19 protein-coding genes are annotated in these 22,638 nt (G+C 65.6%); 8 read left to right on the plus strand and 11 right to left on the minus strand.

Annotated elements, in window-relative coordinates; translation table 11 throughout:
* The first annotated feature begins 89 nt into the window (after positions 1 to 89).
* Positions 90 to 1,589: a YifB family Mg chelatase-like AAA ATPase gene (locus tag HY57_RS04125; RefSeq protein WP_026033968.1), complete on the plus strand. Its 1,500-nt coding sequence runs from the start codon at positions 90 to 92 to the stop codon at positions 1,587 to 1,589.
* Positions 1,590 to 1,871: 282 nt separating this feature from the next.
* Positions 1,872 to 3,662 (plus strand): cation:proton antiporter, encoded by a 1,791-nt coding sequence (locus HY57_RS04130; protein ID WP_019465514.1) that lies wholly within the window; start codon positions 1,872 to 1,874, stop codon positions 3,660 to 3,662.
* A gap of 99 nt (positions 3,663 to 3,761) precedes the next feature.
* On the opposite strand, the gene aceA is transcribed toward HY57_RS04130, so the two are convergent.
* Together aceA and aceB are read right to left on the minus strand one after the other, a co-directional pair.
* The gene (gene aceA / locus HY57_RS04135) at positions 3,762 to 5,066 is read right to left on the minus strand and encodes an isocitrate lyase (protein ID WP_019465513.1); all 1,305 of its coding nucleotides are present in this window, start codon (positions 5,064 to 5,066) and stop codon (positions 3,762 to 3,764) included.
* 125 nt (positions 5,067 to 5,191) lie between these two features.
* Positions 5,192 to 6,790, minus strand: coding sequence for a malate synthase A (gene aceB / locus HY57_RS04140; RefSeq protein ID WP_019465512.1), 1,599 nt, complete (start codon positions 6,788 to 6,790; stop codon positions 5,192 to 5,194).
* Between the two features lie 145 nt (positions 6,791 to 6,935).
* Here aceB and HY57_RS04145 point away from each other — a divergent pair, with 145 nt between their 5' ends.
* Positions 6,936 to 7,958: a LysR substrate-binding domain-containing protein gene (locus HY57_RS04145; protein ID WP_019465511.1), complete on the plus strand. Its 1,023-nt coding sequence runs from the start codon at positions 6,936 to 6,938 to the stop codon at positions 7,956 to 7,958.
* Positions 7,959 to 8,067: 109 nt separating this feature from the next.
* Here HY57_RS04145 and HY57_RS04150 read toward each other — a convergent pair whose 3' ends face one another.
* The 9 genes from HY57_RS04150 to HY57_RS04190 form a co-directional block, all read right to left on the minus strand.
* Positions 8,068 to 8,703, minus strand: a complete 636-nt coding sequence (locus tag HY57_RS04150) for a LysE family translocator (RefSeq protein WP_019465510.1) — start codon at positions 8,701 to 8,703, stop codon at positions 8,068 to 8,070.
* A 22-nt stretch (positions 8,704 to 8,725) separates the two neighbouring features.
* On the minus strand, positions 8,726 to 9,493 hold the full coding sequence (locus tag HY57_RS04155) for a TonB family protein (protein ID WP_038579345.1): 768 nt from the start codon (positions 9,491 to 9,493) through the stop codon (positions 8,726 to 8,728).
* 63 nt (positions 9,494 to 9,556) lie between these two features.
* Entirely contained in the window at positions 9,557 to 10,138 is a 582-nt protein-coding gene (locus HY57_RS04160; protein ID WP_235186612.1) for a 1-acyl-sn-glycerol-3-phosphate acyltransferase, read from the minus strand.
* Between the two features lie 8 nt (positions 10,139 to 10,146).
* Positions 10,147 to 10,569: an alternative ribosome rescue aminoacyl-tRNA hydrolase ArfB gene (gene arfB, locus HY57_RS04165; protein WP_019465507.1), complete on the minus strand. Its 423-nt coding sequence runs from the start codon at positions 10,567 to 10,569 to the stop codon at positions 10,147 to 10,149.
* Between the two features lie 49 nt (positions 10,570 to 10,618).
* Positions 10,619 to 11,320: a pseudouridine synthase gene (locus tag HY57_RS04170; protein ID WP_026033965.1), complete on the minus strand. Its 702-nt coding sequence runs from the start codon at positions 11,318 to 11,320 to the stop codon at positions 10,619 to 10,621.
* A gap of 180 nt (positions 11,321 to 11,500) precedes the next feature.
* On the minus strand, positions 11,501 to 13,117 hold the full coding sequence (ubiB, locus tag HY57_RS04175; protein ID WP_038580466.1) for a ubiquinone biosynthesis regulatory protein kinase UbiB: 1,617 nt from the start codon (positions 13,115 to 13,117) through the stop codon (positions 11,501 to 11,503).
* Positions 13,118 to 13,146: 29 nt separating this feature from the next.
* Positions 13,147 to 13,800: a ubiquinone biosynthesis accessory factor UbiJ gene (locus HY57_RS04180; protein ID WP_019465504.1), complete on the minus strand. Its 654-nt coding sequence runs from the start codon at positions 13,798 to 13,800 to the stop codon at positions 13,147 to 13,149.
* A 1,349-nt stretch (positions 13,801 to 15,149) separates the two neighbouring features.
* The gene (gene trmL / locus HY57_RS04185; protein WP_026033670.1) at positions 15,150 to 15,617 is read right to left on the minus strand and encodes a tRNA (uridine(34)/cytosine(34)/5-carboxymethylaminomethyluridine(34)-2'-O)-methyltransferase TrmL; all 468 of its coding nucleotides are present in this window, start codon (positions 15,615 to 15,617) and stop codon (positions 15,150 to 15,152) included.
* 52 nt (positions 15,618 to 15,669) lie between these two features.
* Positions 15,670 to 15,870, minus strand: a complete 201-nt coding sequence (locus HY57_RS04190; protein WP_026033671.1) for a hypothetical protein — start codon at positions 15,868 to 15,870, stop codon at positions 15,670 to 15,672.
* Between the two features lie 323 nt (positions 15,871 to 16,193).
* On the opposite strand from HY57_RS04190, the gene HY57_RS04195 reads away from it, so the two are divergent.
* The 5 genes from HY57_RS04195 (at position 16,194) to HY57_RS04215 (ending at position 22,631) form a co-directional block, all read left to right on the plus strand.
* Entirely contained in the window at positions 16,194 to 19,076 is a 2,883-nt protein-coding gene (locus tag HY57_RS04195) for a M16 family metallopeptidase (RefSeq protein WP_038579348.1), read from the plus strand.
* A gap of 102 nt (positions 19,077 to 19,178) precedes the next feature.
* Positions 19,179 to 19,604: a DUF4156 domain-containing protein gene (locus HY57_RS04200; protein ID WP_019463712.1), complete on the plus strand. Its 426-nt coding sequence runs from the start codon at positions 19,179 to 19,181 to the stop codon at positions 19,602 to 19,604.
* 197 nt (positions 19,605 to 19,801) lie between these two features.
* Positions 19,802 to 20,296, plus strand: coding sequence for a MarR family transcriptional regulator (locus HY57_RS04205; RefSeq protein ID WP_019463713.1), 495 nt, complete (start codon positions 19,802 to 19,804; stop codon positions 20,294 to 20,296).
* A gap of 3 nt (positions 20,297 to 20,299) precedes the next feature.
* Positions 20,300 to 22,441 (plus strand): FUSC family protein, encoded by a 2,142-nt coding sequence (locus HY57_RS04210; protein WP_019463714.1) that lies wholly within the window; start codon positions 20,300 to 20,302, stop codon positions 22,439 to 22,441.
* Positions 22,431 to 22,631: a DUF1656 domain-containing protein gene (locus HY57_RS04215; protein ID WP_019463715.1), complete on the plus strand. Its 201-nt coding sequence runs from the start codon at positions 22,431 to 22,433 to the stop codon at positions 22,629 to 22,631. The genes HY57_RS04210 and HY57_RS04215 overlap by 11 nt, the downstream gene beginning before the upstream one ends.
* Positions 22,632 to 22,638 lie beyond the last annotated feature (7 nt).

Consider the following 22,638-nt stretch of genomic DNA (forward strand, 5'->3'; position numbering starts at 1 on the left):
GGCGGCTATTTTTCTCTGCAGGTCGCTTGAGGGAGTTGCTCCGTGTTTCAGCCTGGCAGCCACTCCCGCGCCCGTCTCCCACGAGCGTCATGAGTCTTGCCGTCACTCTCAGCCGGGCCCAGGAGGGCGTGGCGGCGCCGCAGGTCATGGTGGAAGTCCACCTGTCTGGCGGCCTGCCCGGCACCAATATCGTGGGACTTCCAGAAGCGGCCGTGCGCGAAGCGCGCGACCGCGTTCGCGTGGCGATCCAGAACACCGCGTTCGAGTATCCCAACCGCAAGGTCACGGTGAACCTCGCCCCCGCCGAACTGCCCAAGGATGGCGGGCGCTTCGACCTTGCCATCGCGCTGGGCATCCTGGCTGCCGGCGGGCAGGTGCCGCGAGAGAAGCTGGACGATTGCGAATTCCTGGGCGAGCTTGCCCTGTCCGGCGCCTTGCGCGGGGTTTCGGGTGTGCTGCCGGCCCTGTTGCGCGCGCGGGCGCGCGGCCGGCGCGTGGTGGTTCCGCGTGCCAATGCCGCCGAGGCGGCGCTGGTCGCCGATGCTGAGGTGCTGGTCGCCGACACGCTGGCCGATGTCTGCGGCTGGCTGCGCGGTGCACATGACCTGGCGCCGCCCGGCGAAGCCTCCGCCATCTACGACGGAACCATTGGCCCCGACCTCGCCGACGTGCGCGGCCAGTTGCAGGCGCGCCGCGCGCTGGAGATCGCTGCCGCCGGTGGCCACCATCTGTTGCTGCTCGGCCCACCGGGTACAGGCAAGACCATGCTGGCCGAGCGACTGCCGGGCATCCTGCCGCCGCTCACCGAATCGGAGGCGCTGGAAACCTGCGCCATCCTCTCTGTCGCCGGCCAGACGGTCGATCCCAAGCTCTGGCGTCGGCGGCCTTTCCGCGCACCGCACCACACGAGTTCCGCCGTGGCCCTGGTGGGCGGTGGCGCGGTGCCGCGCCCGGGCGAGATCTCGCTGGCCCACAACGGCGTGCTGTTCCTGGATGAGTTGCCTGAATTTGGCCGGCATGTGCTGGATGTGCTGCGCGAGCCGATGGAATCCGGGCACATCGTCATTTCGCGCGCGGCGCGCCAGTCGACGTTTCCGGCCCAGTTTCAGCTAGTGGCGGCCATGAATCCCTGCCCCTGCGGCTACGCGGGCGATCCGCGCCAGCGTTGCCAGTGCACGCCCGATCAGGTGCAGCGCTATCGCGGCCGGGTTTCCGGGCCGCTGATGGACCGCCTGGACCTCTGCATCGAAGTACCGCGCGTTCCGCTGGGTGAGCTGGGTACGCCGCGCGGGCCGAACGACGAGGACTCGGGCACCGTCCGGTCCCGGGTGATCAAGGCCCGCCAGCACGGCCTGATGCGCGCCGGCCGGGCGAACGCCGAGATCAGCACCCGCGAACTGGAGCGCGACTGCGCGCTGGGGCCTGCCGAGCGGCATTGGTTCGAAGGGGCGCTGGAGCGGCTGGGGTACTCGGCGCGTGCCTATCACCGCACGCTGCGCGTGGCCCGGACCATTGCCGATCTCGACGGCGGCGCCGCCCTGCTGGATCGTTCCCATCTGGCCGAAGCCTTGATGTATCGCCGTTTCTGAGACGGCAGACCATGCCAAATGGCGCTTGCGGGCAATTTTTGAACTGACGGGTATTGACTTGGGTTGGGCGAGGCGTATTATCTGTACCCGCTAGTTCTGCATTGAACTATGCCTGCCACCCCGGTATCGGTACTCCCCTCCCCTCCCCCGTCCGATACCGGGGCTTGGCCCTTTCCTCCCGACGCGCCCAACCCCTTCAAACCGTTGCTCCTGCGTGAGATGGACGGTCTCTTCGCGTGCGTGATCCGATAGTTGCCGCTGCGATCGCTCGAAGGACCGTGCATGACGCTGGATCTCGGACTGTTGCTGGTGTGCATTCTCGGCGTCGGTTTTCTCGCCCAATGGCTGGCCTGGCGGGTGAGGCTGCCCGCCATCCTGTTCCTCCTGCCTGCCGGCATCCTGATGGGGCCGGTGGTGGGCGTGCTGGCGCCGGACAGATTGCTGGGGCCGCTGTTGTTCCCGGTGGTGTCGCTGGCCGTGGCGCTGATCCTGTTCGAAGGCAGCCTGACCCTGCGCTTCAGCGAGCTGCGCGAGATCGGTCGCGCCGTGCGCGGACTGGTGACCTATGGCGCCGTGATCGCCGTCTTCCTGCTTGGCGTGGCCGCGCACTATCTCGCGGGCCTGAGCTGGGAAGTCGCGCTGCTGTTCGGTGCGCTGACCTGCGTCACCGGCCCCACCGTGATTGCGCCGATGCTGCGCACGGTGCGGCCGAATGCGCGCATCGCCAATACCCTGCGCTGGGAAGGCATCGTCATCGATCCACTGGGTGCCCTGTTTGCCGTGCTGGTGTACGAAGCCATCGTGTCCCGCCACCAGGGCCATACCATCGGCGTCTTCCTTGCCGTGGTCGCCAGCGGCGTGCTGGTCGGCCTGCTGGCGGCGTGGACGCTCGCCTTCCTGCTGCGACGCCAGATGATCCCGGAATACCTGCGGAACTACGGCACGCTGGTCGCGGTGCTGCTGGCGTTCACCGTATCGAACGCGATCACGCATGAGTCGGGCCTGCTCGCGGTGACGATCATGGGCATCGCGCTCGGCAACATGCGTGGCGTGCACATCGACGATATCCTCGATTTCAAGGAGAACCTCACCACCCTGCTGGTGTCGACGCTCTTCATCCTGCTGGCGGCGCGACTGAGCTGGCCGTTGCCGGACGGCGTACTGTGGTCGGGCATCGTCATCTTTCTGGTGGCCCAGCTGGTCGTGCGTCCCGTCACGGCCGTTCTCGCCAGCATCGGCAGCGCATTGAGCTGGCGTGAGCGCGCGCTCATCGCATGGATCGCACCGCGCGGCATCGTGGCGGCGGCGGTCTCCGCCCTGTTCGCGTTGAAGCTCGAAGCGCTCGGCATGCCAGGGGCCCGGCAACTGGTGCCGCTCGTCTTCATCCTGATCATCGGCACCGTCGTCGTGCAGAGTGCCACGGCGCGCCCGCTGGCCCGCTGGTTGAACGTGGCCGAACCCGATCCCAACGGCGTGCTCATCTACGGCTCGGATCAGGCAGCGCGCGTGGTGGCGCGCGCCTTGGTGGACGCAGGTTTCCACGTCGTGGTGGCCGACGAGCACTGGGATGGCATCAGGCAGGCGCGCATGGAAGGCCTGCCGACCTTCTTCGGTTTTCCTGCGTCGTCGTACGCCGAGCGCCATCTCGATCTCACGGGCGTCGGCCGCCTGCTGGCGATGTCGAACAACCGCGAGCGCAATGCCTTGAGCTGTGTGTATTACCGGCAGGAATTCGGGCGCGGCAAGGTCTATCGACTGACCAATGACGATGCGCAGGCAACGGACGGCCGCGTGCAGCTCGGTGGCGATCTCGCGGCACCCGCCTTGTTCGAGGCGGGCATGACGCACGAGCGCTTCCTGGAGCGACTCGCCGACGGCTGGCGCATCAAGTCGACGCGACTGACGGCCACGTTCGACTGGCCGAACTTCATCGAGCAATACGGTTCGCCAACGGTGTTGTTGTTCGGCGTGGAAGAGAAAGGCGCGTTGCGCGTGGCGTCGGAGAAGCGCGAGCTGGAACCGCGTCCGGGCTGGACGGTGATTGCGCTGGTGCCGCCGGAAGCCGCACCTTAGTCACCCATTCCCTGCGTGCATGCGTGGGGGCGCTGGACAGGGCCGCGCTCCCCACGCACGCGTCGACGTCCGTGTCGGCTTACGCGAGGCAGGCACTGGTCAGGCGGCGCTGGCCTGACGCGAGGCGTGGAACTGCGCCTCTTCGGTGGAACCCTTGAGCGCGGTGGTGGACGACTGCCCTTGCTGGATGGCCTGAGTCACGGCGTCGAAGTAGCCCGTGCCCACTTCGCGCTGGTGCTTCACCGCGGTGAAGCCACGCTCGGCGGCGGCGAACTCCTTCTCCTGCAGTTCCACGAACGCGCTCATCTGGCGACGGGCGTAACCATAAGCCAGATCGAACATGCCGTAGTTAAGGCTATGGAAACCGGCCAGGGTGATGAACTGGAATTTGTAGCCCATGGCGCCCAGTTCCTTCTGGAACGTCGCGATGGTCGCGTCGTCCAGGTTCTTCCTCCAGTTGAAGCTCGGCGAGCAATTGTAGGCCAGCAGCTTGCCCGGGTACTTCGCGTGGATCGCCTCGGCGAACTTGCGCGCTTCTTCCAGGTTCGGCTTGCTGGTCTCGCACCACACGAGATCGGCGTACGGCGCATAGGCGAGTCCACGGCTGATGGCCTGGTCCAGGCCGGGCCGCACGCGGAAGAAGCCTTCCACCGTGCGTTCGCCGGTGACAAACGGCTTGTCGTTGTCGTCGATGTCGGAGGTGAGCAGATCCGCGGCATCCGCATCGGTGCGGGCCACGATCAGCGTGGGCACGCCGAGCACGTCAGCGGCGAGGCGTGCGGCGTTGAGCTTGTCCACGGCTTCGCGCGTCGGCACCAGCACCTTGCCGCCCATATGGCCGCACTTCTTCACCGAGGCGAGCTGGTCTTCGAAATGTACGCCGGCGGCCCCCGCCTCGATCATCGCCTTCATCAGCTCGAACGCGTTGAGCACGCCGCCAAAGCCGGCCTCCGCGTCGGCCACGATGGGCACCATCCAGTCGATGTCGTTCTGCCCTTCCGCATGGTGCAATTGGTCCGCGCGCAGCAGCGTGTTGTTGATGCGCTTGACCACCTGCGGCACGGAATTGGCCGGATACAGCGACTGGTCGGGATACATCTCGCCAGCGAGGTTGGCATCCGCCGCCACCTGCCAGCCGCTCAGGTAGATGGCCTGCAGGCCGGCCTTCACCTGCTGCATGGCCTGGTTGCCGGTGAGCGCACCCAGCGCATTGACGAAGTCTTCCTTGTGCAGCGACTTCCACAGGCGCTCTGCGCCGCGACGGGCCAGCGAATGCTCCACCTGCACCGTGCCGCGCAGGCGCGCTACGTCTTCCGGGCTGTAATGGCGCTGGATACCGCTCCAGCGAGGGTTGTTCTTCCAGTCAATGGCGATCTGTTCAGCGGTGGGAAGCGCGTTCTTCATGGCATGACTCCAGTGCGTGCTTGCTCTTTCGTAGGGGCGCACTTGTCCGCGACCGTCGCGCGGCGGCGCATCCGGTCCTTGGAGTGGTCGCGCACACGTGCGCTCCTACGGTGAAAAGGCGGTGGTCAGTCGATCTGGGCGTAAGCGGCCAGGGTGAGGAAATCGCCGAGTTCGTCGGCGTGCGTGAGTTGCCGGAGCAGCGCGGCCGCCTGTTCGGCGCGATGCGCTAACGGGCTGTTGCTTTCGACCAGGCGATGCGTGTGCTTGACCAGTGCGTGGTCGAACAAGGCGAAATCGATGGGCGCGTGGTCGGTGAATTCCAGCGGGCCGCGATGCAGCCACTGCCAGATCTGCGAGCGTGCGATTTCGGCGGTAGCCGCGTCCTCCATCAGGTGATGGATCGGCACGCAGCCCTGCCCGTCCAGCCACGAGGCGGTATAGCGCAGCGCCACTTCCACGTTGTTGTCGAAACCAGCGCGCGTGATGGTGCCGCTGCACGGCGCGATCAGCTGGTCGCGGCACACTTTCACGTCGTTGCGTGCGACGTTGAGCTGGTTGGGCGAAGGCATGTACTTGTCGAACACTTCCTGCGCCACCGGCACCAGCGCGGGATGCGCCACCCAGGTGCCGTCATGGCCGGCCTGCACCTCGCGCAGCTTGTCGGCGCGCACCTTGGCCAGTGCAGCGTCGTTGGCGGCTTCGTCGCCCTTGATCGGAATCTGCGCAGCCATGCCGCCCATCGCAAATGCGCCGCGGCGATGACAGGTCTGGATCAGCAGCTCCGAGTACGACTTCAGGAAGGGCACCGTCATTAGCACCTGGCTGCGGTCGGGCAGCAGGCGGTCGCGATGGCTGCGGAAGGTCTTGAGGTAGGAAAAGATGTAATCCCAGCGCCCACAGTTGAGGCCGACCACGCGGCCGCGCAGCGCATGCAGGATTTCGTGCATCTGGAACACGGCCGGCAGCGTCTCGATCAGCACGGTGGCCTTCATGCAGTCCGGCGGCAGGTCGAGCGCGGCTTCGGCAGCAGCCATCACGTCGTCCCACAGCGCGGCCTCTTCCATCGCCTGCAGCTTGGGCAGGTAGAAATAGGGGCCGCGATCGCGCGATTGCAGCGCCTGCGCGTTGTGGAAGGCGTACAGGCCGAAATCCACCAGCGCGCCGGCCATCGGCTCGCCGTCGACGGTGATATGGCGCTCAGGCAGGTGCCAGCCGCGCGGACGCACGATCAGCACGGCCGGGTTGCCGTTGACGCGGTAATGCTTGCCCTCGGGCGAGGTGTATTCGATCGAGCCGCTCACCGCATCGCGCAGGTTGATCTGCCCGTCGATCTGATTGGCGAAGGTGGGCGCCGAGGAGTCCTCGAAGTCCGCCATGAACACCTTCGCCCCGGAATTGAGCGCGTTGATGATCATCTTGCGCTCGACCGGGCCGGTGATCTCCACGCGGCGGTCACGCAGGGCGGCCGGGATCGGGGCGACCGTCCAGTGGCCCTCGCGGATGGCCACGGTGTCGGCGCGGAAGTCCGGCAGCTCGCCGGCGTCGTACCGGGCCTGACGGGCGTCGCGGGCCGCCAGCAGGTCCAGGCGGCGGGCATCGAACTGGCGGTGCAGCCCAGCCAGGAAGGCCAGGGCCTGGGGGGTGAGGATGGCATCGTGCGCCGGCGTGGTGGCGCCGTGGACCTGTGCCGGGGCGAGAACGACGCGTTCCTTGGGGACAGCCATGGGGGCGAACCTCGGTGATGACGATGGGATGACACTAGGTCACCGAAATTAGCTTTGACAAAGCAAATGTTTCAATCTTTGCTATTGTGTTTATCAATGTGTCTGGCAACTCATTGAGTGAAAAGCCATGAAAGACCCTGAAAAAATGCTGCAGGTGCGGAAAAAAGGCCGATCCAAGACCTTGCGGCGGCGAAAGGGAGATCGTCCGGCAGCGGACGAGGCCGGCCGCTACTACTACAAGGGCAACCGCCAAAAGCAGATGCGTGCCTTCGTCTACACCGTGAAGCTGGGCACCTTGACCCGCGCGGCCGAGGCCCTGTTTCTGTCTCAGCCAACGGTGAGCCTGCAGCTCCAGGCGCTGGAGCGGGAGCTGGGCGTGAGCCTGCTGGAGCGCCGCCGCCGCCGTATCAACCTCACCGACGCGGGCGAGGTGCTGTACGAGCTGGCGCGCCCGCTGGTGGAAGGCTGGGAGCACCTCGACCGCGACTTCCACGCCAAGGTGAAGGGCATGCAGGGCGGCAGGCTGATCATTGCCGCGGGCAGCTCGACCATCCAATACCTGCTGCCCGACCTGGTGCGTCGCTACCGCGAAAGCTTCCCTGAGGTGCAATTGCAGCTTGCCAACGTCACCGGCAAGGACGGCCTGGCGCTACTGCGCGCGGACGAGGCGGATTTCGCCATCGGCTCCATGCTCGACGTACCCAACGACATCGCCTGGGCCCCGGTACATCACTACGACCCCATGCTGATCATGCCGACCGATCATCCCTTGGCGTCCAAAGCCACGGTGACGTTGCAGGATCTCTCTCCTTACGGCCTGATCCTGCCGCCGCAACGCCTGTCCACCTATCGGCTTGTCGACCTCGTATTCCAGCAGCAACAGGTGCCCTACCGGGTGGCTATCGAGGTGGGCGGCTGGGACGTGATCAAGGAATACGTCGCGATGGGGCTGGGCATTTCCATCGTCACCGGCATCTGCATCACCGAGGCCGATCGCGGACGTCTGGCCGTCCGAAACATGACGCAGTACTTCCCGCAGCGCAGCTATGGTGTGGTGATGCGCAAGGGCAAATTCCTCAGTCCGGAGGCGAGGGCGTTCATCGATCTGGTGAAGCCGGGATTGTTGACGCACCGCGATTACGACGAGTCAGGACATTCCGAGCGCTGAATCCCGCCGCTCTTCTGTGGGAGCGCACCCTGTGCGCGACAAGCCAACGGAGCGGTAATCACGAGACACCCCCGTCGCGCACAGGGTGCGCTCCCACAGGGTTCGAGGGTCAATGCCGGCCTTGCAGCGCCAGCTTCACCCCAAACCCCAGCAACACCGTGCCGCACACGCGATCCATCCACTGGCCGAAACGCGGACGCGTCGTCAGCAGCCGATGGATGTGCCCGCCGAGCAGCGCCAACACCATCGACCACATTGTGCCAGTGCCGATGAAGCTCAGACCAAGCACCAGCAGGCCGAGCTGCGGATGCGCCGCCTGCATGGACACGAACTGCGGCAGGAAGGCGAGGAAAAACAGTGCCACCTTGGGATTGAGCACATTGGTCAGCATGCCTTGCCGGAACGCCGCTGCCAGGCCCATGCCGCGCGTTACCGTCGGCTGGCGTGCTCCGCTGCGCGCCACCAGCATGCGCAGGCCGATCCACACCAGATAGGCCGCACCCAGGTACTTCAGCACGGAAAAGGCGAGGGCAGAGGTCATGAGGATCGCGGAAATGCCCAGCACCGCCGCCAGCGTGTGCACGATGCAACCGGCATTGATGCCCAGCGCGGCAGCCATGCCGACGCCACGGCCTTCGCGGCCGCTGCGCGTGAGGATGTAGAACGTATCCAGCCCCGGCGTCAGGTTCAGCGCGATGCAGGCGAGCAGGAAGGCGTCGAAATGCAGGATGCCAAGCGTGTTCATGCAGTAAGGCCGAAGGGTTGCATCAAGGGGGTGTGGCCACGAGTTTGAGCGGGCTGTCCAGCGCGATGGGGACGTCGGCAAAGGTGGTTGGGACGTTCCTATCGTCGGGCGAAATGGACCGCGGCGAATCGGAGGCCCTTCTGAGCTCCTCGTAGGCGCCGCTTCCCCCGATCTCGTTCAAGCTAAAGCTGACAGGAATGCGCACGTGTGTCGCGACGGGGCGTCCGTCTACCTGTTCCGGCATGACGTGCGTCTGGGAGAAGGCGCGCATGGTGGCGTCGTAAAAGGATTTGCCGGCTCTGCCGCCTGTCGTTTCGGCTTCCACCACGTGGATATCGGTATAGGTGCCGGCTGCAGTTACCGTGGCGGCAATGGTGACCTGTGCCTGGGTGCGGGCTTGAATCATTCCCTTGGGATAGTGCGGATAGGCATCAAAGGCCGGGCCCGGGCCATGCGAGACGTAGTGAAGCCTCAAGGAGAACTTTCCAGCATCCTCGTGCTTCTGCGCGCGCAACATGACGTAAGTGAGCGAGCTAGTCGCTACGCCATTGATGGTCGCCGGAACGAAACGCAAGGGTTTGACGGTCTGGATGGCGAGTGCTTCCAGCTGCGGTAGGGCTCCCGTGCCGAGCAACTCCGCCTGTGCCACCTGCCCGGTGGCATCGACGTGGGTGGCCACGACGATGAAAGGGTAAACATCTTCCCAGCCATCACTCGTCGCCTCCTTTCCGAGCAAGGCCGAGGGCAGGACCATCAACAACGTTGCGGCACACCACGACAGCATCTTCATCTTCCTTCCCCCCAAGCAAGAATGACGGATGACTACGACAAGGCTGCTTGAACTACCGACGCATCAATTCGCGTCGCGATGCTTCCCCCGATACGGCGTGAACAGCGCGCGGATGCGCACCATGTCGGCATCCGGATCATCGGTGGCACGCACTACCGGGCCAAAGGTAAACGTCTTGGACGGGTAGTCGAGGAACAAGGTCTGGATCGGCACGTTGGCATCGTGCGCGATGCGCAGGAAGCCCGACTTCCAGTTCTTCACCTTCTTGCGCGTGCCCTCGGGCGTGATGCCCAGCCACATGCGGTCCTTGTCGCGGAACCGCTGCACCATCTGGTCCACCACGTTGAGCGCCGCGCTGCGGTTGATCGGGATCATGCCGATGGGGCGCAGGATGAGGCCCAGCGGCCCGTCCAGCACCTCGCGCTTGATCATGATGTTGATGTCCACGCCAAGGCCGATCTTCATCAGCAGGCCGTAGTAGCCATCCCAATACGACGAATGCGGGGCGCCGATGATGATCAGCTTGGGCTCGTTCGGCAGCTGGCCGATGAGCTTCCAGCCGGACAGGCGCAGCAGGCAGCGCGCGAACCACGGCCAGAATCTGCTGTTGAGCTTGGGTGCTTCGGGTGGGGCAGGGGGGAGCATCGGCGTGCTCATTCGCGACTCCAGTCACGCGACCGTGTTTGCTTGATCTTGCCGCGCTGTTGCTTGCCGGCGAGGCGCCGTTCCTGCGAGCCGCGGGTGGGTTTGGTGGCAATGCGTGCCTTGGGTACGACCAGCGCGGCGCGGATGATCTCGACCAGCCGCTCGCGGGCGTCCTCGCGGTTGCGGCCCTGGTCGCGGAAGCGCCGTGCCTGGATCACCAGCACGCCTTCGTCGGTCAGGCGGCGGTCGCGCCGGGCCAGCAGGCGTGCGCGCAGCGGTTCAGGCAGGGAAGGCGAGCGCGCCACGTCGAAACGCAGCTCGACGGCGCTTTCGGTGCGGTTGACGTGCTGTCCGCCGGGGCCGTCTGCGCGAAGGAAACGCTCAGTCAGCTCGGTCTCTGGCAGGACGATGGATCGGCTGATGGTGAGCATGGCGCGAAGTTTAACGGGCGCGCATGACGCGCCGCCACGACGCAGCGCATCAGAGTTCGGGAAGCGACCAGCCGAAACGTTCGAGCAAGCCCTGGTAGGCCGCATCCAGGGGGGCTTCCAGCCGCATCGGCTCACCCGTGAGGGGGTGGGCAAAGCTCAGTCGCCAGGCGTGCAACAGCATGCGGTGGCAGCTGAAGTACTGCTTGTACAGGCGGTTGTGGTCGCCACGGCCGTGCTGGCAGTCGCCGATGATGGGGTGGTGGACGTGCGCCATATGCTTGCGGATCTGGCGGAACCGGCCGGTGTGCGGCTCAGCCAGCACCAGCGCGTAGCGCTGCTGGGGGTAGCGGCCGAGCGCGATGGGCACTTCCACCGTGGCCAGCCGGCGATAGCTGGTGCTCGCCTCGCGCCGCGGACCCGTTTCGCGCGAGCCGGGCAGGGCATAGTCGATCAACGCTTCTTCCGGCTCCGGCCAGCCGCGCACCACGGCCAGGTACTGCTTGTGCACGTCGCGTCCCATGAACTGCTCGCCGAGTGCGGCAGCGATCTCGGAAGAGCGGGCCACCAGCAATACGCCGCTGGTGGCGCGATCGAGCCGGTGGGCGAGATAGGTGATGCCGCCCACTTGTTCGCGCAGCAGGTCGATGAGGAATTCCTCGGCGTTGCCGACCATCTTGGAGCGATGCACGGCGAGGCCCGCAGGCTTGTTCACCGCGATGAGGGCGTCGTCTTGGTAGAGGATTTCGAGCATCTGGGACATCAGAAAGGGTAGGGGTGCCCGGAGAATTCAATAGAACCGTCATCCCCGCGAAAGCGGGGATCCAGTGCCTTTCGCACTTATCTTTGAAGATAAAAAAAGTCGCTGGATGACCAGCCCTTCGGCTGTTGAAAGTACGCCTCCCGCTTTCGCGGGGATGACGGCGAGGGCGATTCAGCGGCGTGGCCAGCCCGCAGCAAACGCGATCAATCCAGCGACGCCAACGGCGGAGGCATGCCAAGCTCCATGCACGGGCGCCAGCGTCCACAACACCGCGCTGCCAACAAGCAGGCTGCTGCCCAGCAAACCAAACGACAGCGCACGCCGCGTGCGCTGCGCCTCCTCGCGCTGCTGTTCCAGCGCGCGCGGATCGCTGATCGCCTGCCGCTCGCCCTTGGCCACTTGCTGCAAGGCATTGCGCACCAGTTCCGGAAACTGCGGCGCGGCATGGAACCACTCCGGCAGATGCTTGCGCAGCTCGCGCAGCGTACGGCGCGGGCTATAGCGTTCACGAAGGATGCGCTTGAGTACCGGATGCGCCACCGCCCAGATATCGATCTGCGGATCGAGCATGCGGCCGACGCCTTCGATGTTGAGCAGGGTCTTCTGCAGCAGGATCAACTGCGGCTGCAGCGTGAGCTCGTAACGCCGTGCGGTCTGGAACAGCTTCACCACCAGCTCGGCCAGTGAAATCTGCGACAGCGGCCGGGTGAAGTAAGGCTCGCACACGGTACGCACCGCGGCGGTGAGCTCGTCGATGCGCACTGTCGAAGGCATCCAGCCCGCGTCCACGTGCAACTGCGCGATGCGCGCGTAATCACGTTCGAACAGCGCGATGAAATTCTGCGCCAGCCAGTACTGGTCCTGTTCCGGCAGCGAGCCCATGATGCCGAAATCCAGCGCGATGAAGCGCGCATCGTTCGGTCGCGAGGTGTCCACCCAGATATTGCCGGGGTGCGCATCGGCGTGGAAGAAGTTGTCGCGGAACACCTGCTCGTAGAACAGCCGCACGCCCTTCACCGCGAGCGCCTTGCGGTCGATGCCGGCGGCATCGATGGAGGCGATGTCGTCGCAGCTCACGCCGTAGACACGCTCCAGCGTCAGCACGCGTGCACTGGTGAGATCCCAATGCACCATCGGCACATAGAGGTCTTCACCGCTTTCGAAATTGCGGCGAAGCAGGCTGGCACTGGCGCCTTCGCGCTGCAGATCCAGCTCGTTCTCCAACATCTTCTCGACTTCGGCGACGACGTCGAGTGGGCGGATCTTGTCCGCATTGGGATGCCAGCGCTGCGCCAGTTCGCCCAGCGAGCGCAGCAACTTCACGTCGCGCTCGATCTGCTGGTCGATACCAGGGCGCAATACCTTGACCACCACCGCGTTGCCGTCCTGCAGCGTGGCGGCGTGCACCTGCGCAATGGAGGCGGAAGCCAGCGGCGTTTCGTCGAAGCTGGTGTACAGCGAGGTGATTGGCGCCTTCAGTTCCTGCTCGATGATGGCGCGCGCTTCCGCGCCCGGGAACGGCGGCACCTGGTCCTGCAACTGCGCCAGTTCGTCGGCGATGTCCGCCGGCACCAGGTCGCGGCGCGTGGACAGCACCTGGCCGGCCTTGACGAAGATGGGCCCGAGTTCGGTGAGCGCCAGACGCAGACGCGCCCCCCGCGAGAGGTTCGTCACATCGGTGCGCGGGCGCGCCACGAACGGGCGCACCAGCTTCAGCGGACGAAACAGGTGCGCGGCATCGACCAGTTCGTCGAGGCGATACGCCAGCAACACGGACGCCACGCGCATCACGCGCGGCACGACCTTCAGCGGTGTTCTCACGCGGCAGGCCCCTTCTTCAGGCGCTGCTCCAGCCGCCCAAGGCGTGCTTCCAGCCGGTCGGCGCGTTCGCGCAGGTCGTCCACGCCGTCGAGAAAACCTTCCACTTCACCCGGCGCGGCCGCCACGCGCGCTTCGTCACGCAGCCAGTCGGCCGTGTCGGTGGCGAGATGACTGCCGGTTTCCTTCGCATGCGCCAGCCCCTTGCGCACCGCCTTGGCGAGCGGCACCCCAAGCACATCGCCGAAGGTGCGCGCGAACGCCTCCTCGAAATCAGGCGCGAACTTGCTGGCGAGCTTCTCCAGGCGTCGGGCGAGGTCGGCATCACCGGCGATCTCCACCTTGCCCGGCGCCACGCCCTCGTCGTCGCGCTTCACCAGCATGGCAAGCAGGCTGCCCGGGGTGGCGGCGACGCGCAGGTGGTTGTCGTCCTGCGCCGGGCCGACCTTCAGGCGGTCGCCTTCCACGGTGACCGACAACGCAAGCTCCGGCCCGCGCAGGTGCAATTGCACACTGCGACCGTCGAGCGCGGACAGCCGGGTCTTGGTTTCCGGGTCGAGCGACAAGGTGTGGTTGAGCGCGGTTTCCAGCGCGCGGCCGGCGAGGGCGCGCAGCGGACGGGGGAGCAGTGACTGGAGGGATGGGGCGGTCATTGGGAGATTGTAGCCGCTCGCGTTGTGGGGTCGGTGTGGGGATGGGGTGTGAGCGGATGTTTGAAGGGATGGGCGGGAGCGCGTGGGCATGGGTCGATGTGGCGCGCGGTTTTCGCGTGGATCGTTTTGCACCCTCCCTTTATTGGGCTGCGCGGGGAGCGGCCGTGTATGGCTGAGGTTTTGAGGAGCAGGGGGAAGGTCGGGGGAGAGGGGGCAGCCTTGCCTCACCGCTTCGTTCTTTAGCCGTCATCCCGGCGCCACACAGGGACTAGCTTCGCGTCGCAGGCCGGGATCCAGAGCCTCGGTGTTTGGTTTTAGCGATACGGCGACTTGGCTCGCCTGCCGCGGGCTTCCGTCCTCCTGCCGGAGGTCGGGTCACTTTTCTTTGCTTGCCCAAAGAAAAGTAACCCAAAGAAAGGGCCCCCCGGATGACGCGCCTTCCGGGCCTACGGCCCTCCAGGTGCGCGGTCGGGTTCCGGGCTTTTCGACGGGGCATCCTGCCCCGACGAAAAGTGCCAGGGATCCCTCCCTGGCACCCCTGCGGGGCCTGATCTCCACCCGCCCGCCGCGTCATACGGGGACCCGGGAGATCAAAAGCCAAAAGCCAAAAGCCAAAAGCCAAAAGCCAAAAGCCAAAGGCCAAAGGCCAAAGGCCAAAGGCCAAAGGCCAAAGGCCAAAGGCCAAAGCAAGAGCCCGAGCCGTCAGGGGGCATCCCAAGGTCGCGGGACCCTTGTGGGAGCGCACCCTGTGCGCGACAACCTGACAGAGCGGGAATCGTGATGTGCCGCAGTCGCGCACAGGGTGCGCTCCCACAGAAAAGAGAAAAGCGGGCGACCGTGCGGGTCTCATCGGCACTAAAGCGAGGCGCTGCTTTAAGTCCTCATCGCCATGGTGCGTTGCGAAGCGCTTGGAAGTATCCGCTGTGTGGAGGCGAAGGTTGCCAAGCAACAACTTGCCTCAACCGTTCGGGCTTATCCCAACAGAATGCTGCCAGCTCTGGCTCTTCAGGCCATTTTCTTTGGGTTACTTTTCTTTTGGGCCAGCAAAAGAAAAGTGACTCGGCCTTCGGCAGAAGGTCGAAACGCCCGCTGCGTAAGCGGCCCGATCGCGGGATCGCCTGAGGCGACAACCAACCGCAAAGTCACTGGATCCCGGCCTGCGACGCGAAGCTAGTCCCTGTGGGGCGCCGGGATGACGGTTCTTTTGATGTGGCGGGGCTGGGTCAGGAAGCCCGGTAGATGTGTCGCGCGCGTGGCGCTTGTCCGTCCCTCACTTCCCATGGCCGCACATCAAGACAACGCCTTGGCTGAAACAGGGGCTAGGCCAGCCCACCAACTCAACCCAACCATCACTGCGCCGCGCCAACAAACCCCATCTGCCGCCACGCCTCATACACCGCGACCGCCACGGTATTGGACAAATTCAGGCTGCGGCTATCCGGCCGCATCGGCAACCGCAAACGCTGCGCCTCGGGAATGGCGTCGAGTACCTCGCCAGGCAACCCGGCGGTCTCGCTTCCGAACAGCAGGGCATCGCCCTCCACGAAACGCGCATCCACATGGGCCACGCGACCACGCGTGGAGAACGCGAACACGCGAGGCTGGCCGATGCGCTCAAGGCAGCTGGCGAGGTCGTCGTGCACGGCCAGCTGCGCATATTCGTGATAGTCCAGGCCTGCACGGCGCAGGCGGGCATCGTCCAGCTCGAAGCCCAGGGGCCGGATCAGGTGCAACGAGGCGCCGGTGTTGGCGCACAACCTGATCGCATTGCCCGTATTGGGGGGTATTTCCGGTCGGTAGAGAATGACATGCAGCATCCGGCCATTATCGGGCCTCTCCCTCGGCCCGCAAAACGGAGAGCGTCCTTACTCAGCCGTTGGAAAGGCGCGGGCACACCACGCCATCGGGCGGCAGCGCGCAGACGGTCGGGGCGATCAACTGGCCCGCGCTGCCGGCGGCGGCAAGGCGAATGGCCTGCGGCGAGGAAGTCACCATGGCACCCAGCACGAGTCCGCAAACCAGCAGGCAGGCGACGAAGAGGCTGCGCAGCATCAGGGTTTCGAATTTCATGATCATGTCTCCGATGAAAGGGGGGTAGGTCCTGCACGGTAGATATAGCAAGCCTCGTGCCAAGCCCGCGTTTTTCATCAAGCGACTGTATTTGCTGAATATTTGTGTGCCGCGCGTTGGGGCGCCGGCTGTCCGCGGACAGCGACCGGGCGCTGCCGGACAGCCGGCGGACACTGTCCGGGGGGCGGCCGAGCCCGTTCGGCGGGTCGTTGGCGTCGAACCATGTGAGACCGCCGGGGTCCACTGTGCCATTGGTCATTTGCCAAGGTTCCGGGGCGTGGCTAGCCTCGGTGCGTTCATCCATCCAAAACAGGAGTGTCGTGATGGCAAGAAAGCCCCTCGCCCTGCTCGTCGCAGGCGTACTCAGCATGACGGCTGGCCTGCCCGCGATCGCGGTGCCGCAGGCTGCCGCGGCCGAGGCGACCCAGGCGGTTCCGGATATCGCCTTCACGCGCTTTACGCTGCCCAACGGCCTCACCGTGGTGGTGCACGAGGACCACAAGGCGCCCGTTGTCGCGGTCAGCATCTGGTACCACGTGGGCTCGGCCGACGAGCCCAAGGGCAAGACCGGTTTCGCGCACTTGTTCGAGCACCTGATGTTCTCCGGCTCGGAGAACCACAAGGGCACCTACTTCCAGCCGTTCGAACTGGCCGGTGCCACCGACATGAATGGCACCACCTGGTTCGACCGCACCAACTACTTTGAAACCGTGCCTACCACCGCGCTCGACATGGCGCTGTGGATGGAATCGGATCGCATGGGCCACCTGCTCGGCGCCATCGGCCAGAAGGAGCTCGATACCCAGCGCGGCGTGGTGCAGAACGAGAAGCGCCAGGGCGAGAACCGCCCGTACGGCCGCGTGGATCAGAACATCCTGTCCAACACGTATCCCGGCAACCACCCGTACCAGCACGACACCATCGGTTCGATGGCCGACCTCAACGCGGCCTCGCTGGGCGACGTGAAACAGTGGTTCCACGACTACTACGGCGCGGCCAACACCACCCTGGTGCTGGCTGGCGACATCACCGTGGCGGAAGCCAAGGCCAAGGCCGAGAAGTATTTCGGCGACATCCCGGCGGGCCCGCCGGTGCCGCGCCAGCAGGCGTGGATCACCCCGCTGGAGAAATCCACGCGCGGCGTGCAGCACGACCATGTGGCGCAGACGCGCATCTACCGCACCTGGGTGGTGCCGCAGCTGGGCAGCGATGACGCCATCCAGCTCGATCTGGCCTCCACCGTGCTCGGCGGCGGCAAGACCTCGCGCCTGTACCAGCGCCTGGTCTACCAGGACAAACTGGTCGACGACGTGTCCGCCAGCATTTCGCCGTTCGCGCTGGCCAGCCAGTTCCAGATCCAGGCCGACATCAAGGACGGCGTGGACCAGGCCAAGGTCGAGGCGGTCATCGCCGAAGAGGTGAAGAAGTTCCTCGCCGAAGGCCCGACCGCCGACGAACTCGAGCGCGCCAAGATTGGCAATCGCGCCGGCTTCGTGCGTGGCCTGGAAAAGGTCGGCGGTTTTGGCGGAAAGGCGGTGATCCTGGCCGAGGGTCAGGTCTATCGCGGTGATCCGGGCGCCTACAAGAAGGACCTGGAGCGCGCCAACGCCGCTACCCCGGCCAGCGTCAAGGCGGCCGCCGACAAGTGGCTAAGCAAGGGCGACTACCTGCTGACCGTGCTGCCTGCCGGTGCCAACGACAACCTGGATGCCGAGGACGCCAAGGTCGTCGCGCTTGGTTCGCAGGAAGGCCGCCCCGTCGCCAAGATGCCCGCAAAGCACGACTACGTCGTTGGCAAGAACCAGGTGGACCGCAGCAAGGGCGTGCCGCAGGTCGCGCAGTTCCCCGATCTGAAGTTCCCGGAACTCGAGCGCGGCAAGCTCAAGAACGGCATCGAGGTGATCCTGGCGCAGCGCCACACCATCCCGGTGACGCACGTGCAGCTGATGTTCGACGCCGGCTACGCGGCTGACCAGGGCCGCAAGCTCGGCACCGCCAGCTTCACCACCACGCTGATGAACGAGAGCACCAAGGATCTCGACTCGGTGGAAGTGGCCAAGCGCAAGCAGCGCCTGGGGGCGATCACCCGCATCGGCTGCGGCCTGGACGCATGTTCCGCGTCGCTCAATGCGTTGAACGACCAGCTGCAGCCGTCGCTGGCACTGTTCGCCGACATCGTGCGCAACCCGGCCTTCAAGGCGGACGATATCGAGCGCATCCGCGGCCAGTGGCTGGCCGGTATCGCGCAGGAGAAAACCCAGCCGACCGCGCTGGCGCTGCGCACCCTGCCGCCGCTGCTGTATGGCGCCAACCATGCCTACGGCATCCCGTTCACTGGTTCGGGCACGGAAGCGGCCATCAAGGCCATGCAGGCGTCGGACCTCACCGCGTTCCAGCATGACTGGCTGCGCCCGGACAACGTGAAGATCCTCGTCGCGGGCGATACCACGCTGCAGCAGATCATCCCGCAGCTGGACGCCGCCTTCGGCGACTGGAAGGCCCCGTCCACCGCCGTGCCGAAGAAGAACATCGCCACCGTGGCCGCGCAGGCCAAGCCGCGCGTGTTCCTGATCGACAAGCCGGATGCGCCGCAGTCGCTGATCCTCGCCGGCCTGCTCGCACCGTCGAGCAAGGCGCCGAACGAGCTGGCCATCGACGTCGCCAACGGCGCCTTCGGCGGCAGCTTCACCTCGCGCCTCAACATGAACCTGCGCGAGGACAAGCGCTGGGCCTATGGCGCCTTCAGCTTCATGCGCGATGCGATCGGCCAGCGCCCGTTCCTGATGTATGCGCCGGTGCAGACCGACAAGACCGCCGAGTCCGCCAACGAAGTATCCAAGGAAGCCAACGCTGTTATCGCCGCCCGTCCGCTCACCCAGCAGGAAGTGGACAAGATCAAGGACTCCAACGTCCGTGGCCTGCCGGGCAGCTTCGAGACCGGCTCTGAAGTGCTGGGCGCGATGAGCGAGATCGTCCAGTACAACCGTCCGGACGATTACGTGCAGACCCTCAAGGCCCGCACCGAAGCCGTCACGCAGCCGCAGGCGGAAGACGCGATCAAGGAGATCATCAAGCCGACCGCGTTGACCTGGGTGATCGTGGGTGACCTGAAGAAGATCGAGGCACCGGTGCGCGCGCTGAACCTGGGCGACGTGCAGGTGATCGACGGCGACGGCAAGCCGGCGGCGGCCAAGCCGTCGAAGTAAGCCTGAGATCCCGTGGGGAGTTGTTCACGTCCCCGGGTTAGGATGGAGGCCGGGCGGGGAACCGCCCGGCCTTTTCTTGTTTATGTCCAAGCGGAGCTATCCATGCGCAAGACCCTGCTGTTGCTCGTTCCCATCGCGCTGCTCGGCGCGTGCACCTATGGCATCACGCTGGACGATGCCGGGAAGAACGTCCGCACGGCCTGGAGTGGCGACGTGTCCCAGTGCCGCGACCTGGGCAAGGTCACCGTGTCCGTGATGGATCACGTGGGCCCGGTCAATCGCAACGACATCAAGGTGCGCGACGAGCTGGAAGTCATGGCGCGCAACGAAGCGGCCAAGATGCACGCCGACACCATCAAGCCACTGAGCGATCCCAAGGATGGTTCGCAGCCGTGGGGCGCCTACCAGTGCGGCAACGCCCAGCTGGCTCCGGCGGCCCGCCCGGCCAATCTGGCGAACCCGAACCCGGCACAACCGGGCACGACGGCGCCGGGCGCGTTCGAGACGTATCCGGTCAAGGGCAACTGACCGGCCGCGTGGCGGCGCGAATATCGCTGGCCCGGCCTTGCCGGGCCGGTCGGCGGCCCGCTCGCCGGCACACTCCGAAAGGCGCCCTCGTGGCGCCTTTTTCACGCGCGGAGGTTGACGCTCTTGCATGCTTGGCGGGGACAGGCATAAAATTCACATGCATATATTACATATATGTACTAATTAGGCCGCGCGCCATGAGCAGCTTCCTCCCCACCGAACAGCGACTGGCCGTGACGCGCCAGCGGTACCCCGCGTTTCCGCGGGATCCAGCCGTGCTCATTCGCCTGATCAAGCACATCTTCAAGCGTGTGCACGATGACGCGAACGCCATGCTGCGCCCCTACGGCATCAATCATCCCGAGTACAACCTGCTGATGATGCTGTACGGCACCGAGGGGTACACCCTGCACCCCACGGAACTGGCCGATGCGGCGGGCGAGAAGTCGGCCAACATCACGCGGCTGACCAACGAGCTAGCCGACAAGGGGCTGATCGCGAGGAACGCCAGCGACGAAGACCGCCGCAAGGTGGCGCTCACGCTGACGAAGGAAGGCGTGGACCTGATCGAAAGTTTCCTGCCGGATGTCTGCACCTTGCTGGTGCGGCAGGTCGGTGACATGCAGCCCCGCGAAATGCTGCAATTGGAGCGTCTGCTGAAGCGGTTCCTGACACAGTTGGAGCGGGACTGAACGATGTCGGCCGTGCCATCCGATCCATCGATCCGACAACGCTGGCCCTGGCTGCGGGATTTTCTCGTCGGCGAGCGCCAGGGGTGGATCTTTGTCTTCAAGTGCATGCTGGCGTTCTATCTCGCCGCGTGGCTGACCATGGTGTTCCAGCTGGAGCAACCCTCCACCACCATGATCACGGTATCGATCGTGATGCATCCGCAAAGCGGCATGGTGCTGGCCAAGAGCTTCTACCGCACCATCGGCACCTGCACCGGCAGCTTGTTCGCGTTGGTGTTGATGACGGTGTTTCCGCAGCAGCGTGAGCTGTTCCTGTTCAGTCTCTCGCTGTGGGTGGGCCTGTGCGCGGGCGGCGCGGTGCTGTACCGCAACTTCATGTCCTACGGTTTCGTGCTGGCGGGTTACACCGCGGTGATCGTGACCCTGCCGGCCATCGACAACCCCTACGCCGTGTTCAATTCGGCCGTGCAGCGCGTGAGCGAAGTAATGCTGGGCATCATCGTGGCCGGCCTGGTCAGCGACACGGTGTTGCCCGAGCGCCTGCGCCAGGTGCTGCGGCGAAGGGCGCGGGAGCACTACGGGCACTTCCTCGATTTCGCGCGCGGCAGCCTGGGCGGTGTCATTCCGCGCGAAGAGATGGAACAGGCGCATCTGCACTTTGTGCGCGCCGCCGTGGAAATCGAGGACCTGCGTTCCACGGTGATCTTCGAAGATCCCGAAGCCCGCGCGCGCAGCAGCCGCATGCAGTTGCTCAACGTGCTCTACATGGCGGCGGCCACCAGCTTCCAGTCGCTGCACCATCTGATCAACCGCCTGAAGCGCACCAACCATCCCCGCACGGCCGGCGCGCTGATCAAGCTTTATGCCCCGGTGGGCGAGGCGCTGTCGCCGCCGGCCGACGAGCAGCACCGGCCCCGGGTGATGGCCAGCCGCCTGGAAGCCTGCGAACCCAGGCTGCCGGAGCTGGCCGCGCAACTGCGCGAGGAGCTGCGGCAGGATCCGGAAATGCTGCTGGAGTTCGACAGCGGCGCCGCGCTGCTCTATCGCTTCGTCAGGGAACTGCGCGACTTCACGGCGCTCGAAGCCACGCTGCGAGAAACGCAGGGCACGCTGGGCGGCACGGTGGAGCGGATCAGCTTCCGGCGCGCCAACGAGTTCGTCGCGCCGGGCATCGCGGTCGTCCGCACGTTCCTTACCCTGGCCACGCTCAGCACGTTCTGGCTGATCACGAACTGGCCGTCCGGAACCACGGCGATGCTGTTGGCCACCGTGTTCAGCGGACTGCTCGCGACATCGCCACGGCCAATCCCGGCCACCGTCAACATGTGGATCGGCGTGGCGCTGGGCATGCTGGCCGCTTTCATCGTGGTGCTGTGGATACTGCCCGGCAGCGATGGTTTCCTGATGCTGATACTGGCCAGCGGTCCCTTGCTGATGATCGGGCCGTACCTGACCACGCGCAACGCGACGTTGCCGGGCATCGGCTCCGGCTACATGCTGGGCTTCGCCACCATCCTGGCGTTGAAGAACCCCATGGTTTACGCGCCGGACCGGCTGTTCAACGACGCCATTGCTTCCCTGTTCGGCCTGATCATGTGCGGCGTGGCCTTCATGATCATTCCCGCCGTGATCGGCACGGAATGGCTGCGCAGGCGGCAACTCCAGCAACTGCGCCGCCAGGTGACGATGGCCGCCACCGCGCCGCTGGAAGGCCTGGTGTACCGGTTCGAAAGCGAGAATCGCGACCTGTTCCATCAGATCGTGCAGTTCACCAAGCCGGGCAGCGCCGAGTCGCGCGGCCAGCTGGCCTGGGCGCTGGCCGTGCATGACTCCGGCCGCGCGGTGATCGAGCTGCGCCAGGACATGCAACAAGCCGAGCTGCCGCCACCGATCATGGAAACCCTGCAGCGAGCCGTGCAATCGCTGGCCCGGCTCTACGACGAGCCGGATCAGGCGCGCTGGGCGGCGGCGGATCGCGACGTGGATCACGCCCTCACGTTGACCCGGCAGACACTGCCGCTGGCCCGGGCGAGCTGCCAGCCGGCGCTGGCGCACCTGCTGCAATTGCGCACGGCGCTGCGCGACGACGAGTCGGCGCTCGCCCCTTACATCGTCAAGGCACCGGAGACCGACCATGCCGCTTGAAATCGCCCTTGGCGACGCCCTGGTGCCCGGCATGCTGCTGGTTTACCTGGGCTGCCTGCTGGTGCTGTGGGCCATCGACACCATCGTCGGGCGCTATGGCCTGTATCGCTATGTCTGGCATCCCTCCCTGTTCCGCGTGGCCGTGTTCTTCGTGCTGTTCGGCGCGGCTGGCCTGTTGTTGTATCCCTGAGTCGCCA

Origin of the sequence: Dyella japonica A8, assembly GCF_000725385.1 — a bacterium.
GTDB lineage: Bacteria > Pseudomonadota > Gammaproteobacteria > Xanthomonadales > Rhodanobacteraceae > Dyella > Dyella japonica_C.